At 63.3% G+C, this 7,195-nt stretch carries 6 protein-coding genes and 1 pseudogene; 2 read left to right on the top strand and 5 right to left on the bottom strand.

The window, feature by feature from the left end; genetic code table 11:
* The 5 genes from ACE3OA_RS21360 to ACE3OA_RS21340 form a co-directional block, all read right to left on the bottom strand.
* On the bottom strand, positions 1–597 hold a 597-nt coding region (locus ACE3OA_RS21360; protein ID WP_374314647.1), incomplete at its 3' end, for an acetoacetate decarboxylase family protein.
* Between the two features lie 11 nt (positions 598–608).
* Positions 609–1,463: a fumarylacetoacetate hydrolase family protein gene (locus tag ACE3OA_RS21355; protein ID WP_374314645.1), complete on the bottom strand. Its 855-nt coding sequence runs from the start codon at positions 1,461–1,463 to the stop codon at positions 609–611.
* 39 nt (positions 1,464–1,502) lie between these two features.
* Positions 1,503–2,399: a hypothetical protein gene (locus ACE3OA_RS21350; RefSeq protein ID WP_374314643.1), complete on the bottom strand. Its 897-nt coding sequence runs from the start codon at positions 2,397–2,399 to the stop codon at positions 1,503–1,505.
* Complete coding sequence (locus ACE3OA_RS21345) at positions 2,399–3,871, bottom strand: aldehyde dehydrogenase (protein WP_374314641.1); 1,473 nt, start codon at positions 3,869–3,871, stop codon at positions 2,399–2,401. Before ACE3OA_RS21345 ends, ACE3OA_RS21350 begins: the two co-directional genes overlap by 1 nt.
* A gap of 91 nt (positions 3,872–3,962) precedes the next feature.
* Positions 3,963–4,586 (bottom strand): MarR family winged helix-turn-helix transcriptional regulator, encoded by a 624-nt coding sequence (locus ACE3OA_RS21340; protein ID WP_374314639.1) that lies wholly within the window; start codon positions 4,584–4,586, stop codon positions 3,963–3,965.
* Between the two features lie 303 nt (positions 4,587–4,889).
* Here ACE3OA_RS21340 and ACE3OA_RS21335 point away from each other — a divergent pair, with 303 nt between their 5' ends.
* Both ACE3OA_RS21335 and ACE3OA_RS21330 read left to right on the top strand, forming a co-directional pair.
* A complete protein-coding gene (locus ACE3OA_RS21335; RefSeq protein ID WP_374314637.1) occupies positions 4,890–6,338 on the top strand; it encodes an APC family permease in 1,449 nt (482 codons plus the stop codon).
* A 73-nt stretch (positions 6,339–6,411) separates the two neighbouring features.
* Positions 6,412–7,195: pseudogene (locus ACE3OA_RS21330) on the top strand (hypothetical protein); the annotation flags it as partial.

The following is a 7,195-nucleotide window of genomic DNA, read 5'->3' as shown; positions in this document are numbered from 1 at the left end:
GGCGTCGCCCTTGCCGTCGATGGCCGGGAGCCAGCGGTGATGCGCCATCGGGTGGCCGTTGACGAAGCCGTTCTTCTCGGCGGGACCGGTCAAGGTGATGACGGCTTCGGCGAGGCGCCGGTCGGCAGCCGCCAGCGTTGCACCGAATTTGCCACCAGCCGCCACTTGTGGGGCCGGGGCAAAGGGATGCGGCCGTGTCATATGGATCGAGCCGAATTTCTTCGGATAGCCCTGGTGGATGCCGCGCAGCATGGCGAAATCCTTGTCGACCCAGATATAGATGCAGCGCGAATAGGTCCGGCCTTCGAAGGCGCAGCGCACGACGGCGAAGGCCTCCTTGTATTGGGCGCGCACGGGGTCGAGCATTTCATCGCGGCTGCCGCCGCAGGATTGCCAATCGGCCCAGATGAGCGCCACCGCGCCGGGATCTTCGGCGGCGAGCGTCAGGGGTGCCGGCAGGATGTCGGCGATGAGCTTCGGGTCGGTACGGTATTCGACGGTGAGGAGATCGCCGGCATAGTGCCAGGGCGGCGGCGGCAGCAGGCTCGATTGACCGCTCTGGCTGCGCGGATAGAAGAAACCTTTGGGCTCGGTCATGGCGGCGCTCCTTACTGGCCGGGTTTCTTCGGGGCGCGGATGCCGCGGAATTCCCAATCGCCGCCCAGGGCCGTGGAGAGCACTTCCTCGGACTCGGTCGGCTGCGCGCCAACGTCAGTGCGGATCGGTTCCGGTCCTTCGACGATGCGGTTGGAGAGCCGGCCCAACCCTTCGACCTCGACCTCGACCAGGTCGCCCGGTTGCACGGGGCGCGAATTGGCCGGCGTGCCGGAGAGGAGTACGTCGCCCGGCTCCAGCGTGATGTTGCGAGCGATGTCGGCCACCAGGTAATGCATGTCCCAGGTCATCTCGGCGGTGTTGCCGTCCTGCACCACCTTGCCGTTGACATAGGTGCGCAGGAATTTGTTGTGGAAGTCCCAGCCGGTGACGAAGCCCGGCCCCAGCGGGCAGAGCGTGTCGCTGCCCTTGACGCGCAGCATGGAGCCGGCATCGGTGTCGCGGAAATCATGCAGGCCGAAATCGTTGGCGACCGTATAGCCGGCGATATAGGCGCCGGCTTCGGACTGGCTGATGTTGCGGGCGCGCTTGCCGATGACGATAGCAACCTCGCCCTCGTAGTTCAGCCATTTGCACCCCTTAGGCCGCACGATCTCGCCCAGATGCGAATTGAGCGCCGAGGTCGGCTTCTGGAAATAGGTCGGCGTGGCAGAGAGCTTGATCTGGAATTCGTGCACGCGACTCACATGGTTCAAGTGCACGGCGATGATCTTGCCGGGCTGCACGGGCGGCAGATGAATGGCGTCCTTGATGGCAACACGGCGGCCATCGCGCGCCACCAGTTCTTCACCCTGGCGCTCGGTCTCGACAATGGCGCCGCCCAGCAGAATGCGTCGGTATTCGGTCACGTCACCCTCCCAATTCTCTTGCTTCTTCGGCCGGCAATCTTATTCCGCTGCCTTTGCCTTGCCGGTCCAGCCAGCCTGCGGCCGGTCGAACCAGATATGCACCTGGCCGGTGCCGATCGAGTTTTCGTATTTGCTGAAAAGGCGGCCGGGCGCGCTGAGCTTCTCTTCGCCCAGGGCCGCCGCCATCATCAGATAATGGCCGAAATTGGCTTCCGGCTTGAATTTCAGGAACTCCGGCATGGTCTTGATGACGGCGGCATGGTTGCCGGCCTTAAACCATTCGATGCGCTCCAGATCGGCTGCCGAATGTTCGGGGCTGAAGATATGTTCGACCCCGGCCGCCTCATGCTGCCGCAGCTTCTGCAGCGGCCAGAATTTGTGACTCATGGCGCCCGAGGCCAGCAGCAGCACTTTCTTCCCGCTTTCCGCGATGGCCTCGCCAAGGGCGCGTCCCACCCGCAGGAAGTCCTCGGTCTCGCCGGTCTGGGCGCAGCTCATGGAGAGCCAGGATTCGCTGCCCTTCTGCAGATAGGCCGCCACATTGACCGTGGCGTATTGGATGGGCAGGCACGGATCGGCGATCGGCGTGATCCAGGTGCCGTGCTTGCTGGCCTTGCTCGCCACCAATTCGGCGAAGGCCGGGTCGCCGGGAAGATCGTAAGGCACCTGGCTCATGCCGCGCGGCAATTCGTCGGAGGTGTATTTGCCCCGGCGCCGCGCTTCGCTGGTGATGACGAATTCGACCGTGGTGAACCAATGCGAATCGAGCACGACGACGGTGTCATAATCGAGCTTTTCCAGCACCTCGCGCTTCAGGCGGCGGAAACCTTCGACGACGGTGAAATCTCTGCCGTTGTTGAGCTCGTGGCGGATATGCTCCGGCAGCATGACGGTGGGAACATGGGCCAGGAGCCCGCAACCGACGACTTCACCCATCACACTTTTCCTCCCACTTGGCTCCAGCCATGCGGCGCATAGACGCTATTCTTGACGTCGCAATAGAAATCGAACGACCAGGTGCCGCCCTCGCGGCCGATGCCGGACCGGCCGTTGCCGCCGAAAGCCTGCCGCAGATCGCGCACGAAGAAGCAGTTGTTCCAAACGAGACCGGCATTCACCGCGGCCGTCACGCGCTCGGCACGGGCGGGATCGCCGGTCATCACCACGGCGGCGAGGCCGTATTCGGTGTCATTGGCCATGGCGATGGCTTGCGCTTCGTCCTTGAAGGATTGCAGGCAGAGCACCGGCCCGAACACCTCATCGCGCAGGATTTCGGAACCGGGCGTCGGATCGGCAAAGAGAGTCGGGCGGAAATAGAGACCGCCCAGATCCTCGTTCGGGCCACCGCCGATAAGTGGCTTCATGCCGGCGCCCCTGGCCCGGTCGACGAAGCCGCTGACGCGTTCGAAATGCGCCCGGCTGATCTGCGGGCCGATATCGCTGGATTCGTCGCGCGGATCGCCCTGGCGAATGTTTTTTGCCTTAGCGATGAAGGCTTCCTGGAATTTGTCGCGGATGCTCTCCTCGACCAGGATGCGCGTGCCGGCCAAGCAAACCTGCCCCGCATTGTCGTATTGGCCGATGGCCGTGTTGACGGCGAGGTCGAAATCGCAATCGGCAAAGACGATGAAGGGCGATTTGCCGCCGAGCTCGAAAGAGAGCGGCACCAGATTGGGTGCCGCGGCGGCGGCAATCGTGCGCGCCGTCGGCACTGAGCCGGTAAAGCTGAGGCGCCGTACCTTCGGGTGACGCGAAAGGGCAGCACCCGCCTCGCGGCCCATACCCTGCACCACATTGAACACGCCCGCCGGCAATCCAGCTTCGGCCGTAATGTCAGCGAGGAGCGAGGCGGTGAGCGGCGCCCATTCCGGCGGCTTGTAGACCACGGTACAGCCAGCGGCCAAAGCCGGTGCGATGCGCCAGGTGCCCAGCATCAAGGGCGCATTCCACGGGGTGATGATGCCGGCCACACCACTGGGGTCATAGGAAATATGGTTGCGGTGGCCGCGCACGTCGAAATCGGGGTGATCGAGCTGTGTCAGCCAGTCAGCGAAGAAGCGGAAATTCATGGCGACACGCGGCATCACGCCCCGGCGATGCGAGCGGAGCAGCGAGCCATTGTCGCGGGTTTCGACCACCGCCAGCGGCTCGACGCGCGCCTCGACGATGTCGGCAATTTTGTGGAGATAGGCGGCGCGTTCGGCAGGGCTGGTCTTCTTCCAGCTTTGAAACGCCGCCTGTGCGGCCGTCACGGCCTGGTCGATTTCGCTTTCGCCACCAGCCGCGATGTCGGCGATCTTCTGTTCGTCGATCGGCGAAATGCTGGAAAAGGTGGCGGCACTGCCGACGCGCTTGCCGTCGATCCAGTGGCGAACGTCAACCTCAACCCCTTCGACCAGCGCCTTCATGCCACTGCCGCTCCCGCATAAATCGTTCGACGTCGAATAATTATGCGAAGCACTCTCGCCGAGTCAAGCAGGAGCCGCGACCGATCGTCGCTTATTCGGATTCGGCGATGCCGTCGAGGTCGGCGATGGTGGCGAGGATGAGGCGGATGGCATCGGTCGCCGCCTGCATCTGCTTAGGACTGAGGCGCGCCACGATGCGCGTTTCCTCCGCATTGAATTTCGGGAAGAGGCTGCTGATCAATTCGGCGCCGGTGGCGGTGAGGTTGACGATGACGAGACGCCGCTCCAACTCGTTGGTGCGCCGGCGCACCAGCTTGCGCCCCTCCAGCATGTTGAGAATGCTTGAGAGCGTGCTTTTGGCGACGCCCGCTTCCGCAGCGAGTCGCCTTGTTTCCAGATCGCCATAGATCCACAGGCACCACATCGTGACGAAGGCAGACCAATGCAAATCGGCTTCCTGCAGCACGGCACGCTCGAAGTGATCGCGGATGAAACCCGAGGCGCGATGGATATTTGAAACCAGAGCCATCGAATCGAGATTGATGCGCAGGCCCGCAACGCGCTTCTCGCCCAGCACTTCGGCCAAGGGTTTTTTCTGCAGCTTCCCGCCCGACTTCCGCAGCGCAGCAGCAGCAAGCGATGATTTCGACGGCGTTTCCACGGCAGCCTTCGCGGGCGCAGCAGCGCGGATGGCGGGTCGTCGGTCTTTGGTCAAAGTGCTGAACTCCGATCAGATGGTCAGGTTTCGGGCCTCGGGCGGGCATCCTTATAGCATCGTCCATCGCCACTCATAATAGGCCAATCGGGCCGCGACAATTTTCCATCTTGATCTCTTGCCACGGATTTTCATTCGCGTTATCGTTCGACATCGAATGAATAATGAAGACCGTCGCGCCCGAGAACCTTCGGGCGGAAACGGTTCAGTGCGCCCTGCGGCGAACGCCGCAGCGGCCGATAGAAACGGGGTTGCGGGGGGCACGAGATCGTTCGGTCCCGCCAGCGTCACAGGAGGGGAAGAATGACCGACATCACATCCACCGACAGGTTGCGACGCAACGCGCTAGGCGTTGCCGCCGTCACCTTCTTCGTCGTTTCCGCCGCAGCACCGCTGACGGCCGTGGCCGGCGGCTATCCGATCGCCATGCTGCTCGGCAACGGCGTCGGTGTCCCCCTGGCCGTGCTTATCGTCATGGCGATCCTGCTGATCTTCTCGGTCGGCTACACCACCATGGCGCGGCACATCTCGAATGCCGGCTCGTTCTATGCCTTCACGGCGCGGGGCCTGGGCGGCGTCATGGGCGGTGCCGCCGCCTATATCGCGGTGCTGGCCTATAACGCCATGCAGGTGGGGCTTTACGGCCTGTTCGGTGCGGTCGCGGCCGGCACGGTTGCCGGCATGTCCGGCGGCGCTATCGACCAGCCCTGGTGGGTGTGGGCGCTGGCAGCCTGGGCGCTGGTCGGCATCTTCGGCTATCTGAAGATCGATCTTTCCGCCAAGATCCTCGCCATCCTCGTCGCCGCCGAATATCTGATCGTCGTGCTGCTCGACCTTGCCATTCTGGGGAATGGCGGGCCGGAAGGCATCTCGACCGTGAGCTTCACACCGGCGGCCTTCATGACCGGCGAGCCGATCATCGGCATGCTGCTCTGCTTTGCGGCCTTCATGGGCTTCGAAGCGACCACGATCTACAGCGAGGAAGCGCGCGATCCGGAACGCACGGTGCCGCGGGCAACCTATCTGTCGGTGCTGGTCATCGGCATCTTCTATGCCTTCACCACCTGGTGCATGGTGATCGGCACGGGGTCGAGCAAGCTGATGGAAACGCTAGGCGGCCTCGCCGACCCGACTACCTTCATCTTCGTCCTCTCTGACCAATATGTGGGGTCGTGGCTCACCACGGTCATCAGCCTGCTGCTGATCTCCAGCGTGTTCGCCGCACTCCTCGCCTTCCACAACGCAGCCGCGCGTTACTTCTACGTGCTGGGCCGCGAAGGCCTGCTGCCGGCGCATTTGGGCAAGACCCATAACGAGCATCAGAGCCCGCATATCGGCTCGGTCCTGCAGACCGTGCTGGGTGTCGTCATCCTCGCCATCTTCATCGTGACGGCGCAGGATCCGGTTCTGGGTCTCTTTGCCTGGCTCACCAATCTTGCGACACTCAGCGTCATCACCTTGATGGCCATCGTCTCCTTCGCGGTGATTGTCTTCTTCCGCCGGCAGCCGCAACTGGAAGGTTCCGGTTTCAAGACGATGCTGATGCCCCTGCTGGCCGGTGCGGCGCTCGCCGTCATCGCCTATCAGGTGGTCACGCATTTCGACGTGCTCACGGGCGCCTCGCCGGCATTGGCCATCGGCTTGCCGATCCTGGTGCCGATCGCCGGCATCCTCGGCGCCATCGTGGCCTTCCAGATGAAGCAATCCGGCAGCGCCCGCTTCGCGCAACTCGGCGCCCATCAGGACAAATAGGCGACCCTCGACCGGGGGCGGAGCGGCCATCGGCTGTTCCGCCCCTTCTTCTTTAGCGCGGCGGAGACCCAGGATGTCCTTGGCCGACCGGATCACTGTCCAGGAGTTGGAGTCGGACCCCTACCCCTTCTTCGCCTATATGCGGCGGGAGGAGCCGGTCTGCTTCGTGCCGGCCGTCAATATCTGGCTGGTGGCGCGCTGGGCCGATGTCGAGATGGTCGCCAAATCGCCGGACCTGTTCACGGCCCATGTCGGCAGCTCGCCGGTCGAACGCACCTTCGGCAAGCCCACCATTCTGACAACCGATGGGCCGGTACATAAAGAATTGCGTGCGGGTATTGACCCGAAATACAAGCCCAAACCCGTCGCCACCTATATCGACGGATTGGTTCGGCCGATTGCCGAAGAATACCTGGCGCCCCTTCTAGCCAAAGGCAGGGGGGATTTGATGGCCGAGTATTTCGAGCCCATCTCGACGCTGAGTCTCGCGCGCTCCTTCGGTTTTTCGGATGTCGACATGGCGACCTTGCGCCGCTGGTTCTATGGCCTGGCGCAAGGTGCCATCAATTTCGAGAACGATCCGGCGCGCCAGGCCATCGGCGATGCGGTGAGCGCCGAAATCAGCGCGAAGGCCGGAGCGATTTTCGAACGGCTGGAGCGGCATCCAGATGATTCTGCCTTGTCGCACATGCTGCATGACGGCATGCCACCGGGTCAGACGAGGCCGCGTGACTTCCTGTTGCCGACGGTGAAGGTCACCTTGCTGGGCGGCATGCAGGAACCGGGTCATGGCGCGGGCTCGGTGATGGTGGGCCTGCTGAGCAATCCGGAGCAGATGCGAGATCTGCGCGCGGCAC

Origin of the sequence: Dongia sp. (assembly GCF_041906375.1) — a bacterium.
GTDB lineage: Bacteria > Pseudomonadota > Alphaproteobacteria > Dongiales > Dongiaceae > Dongia.
This window is presented reverse-complemented; position numbering and strand designations above follow the sequence as displayed.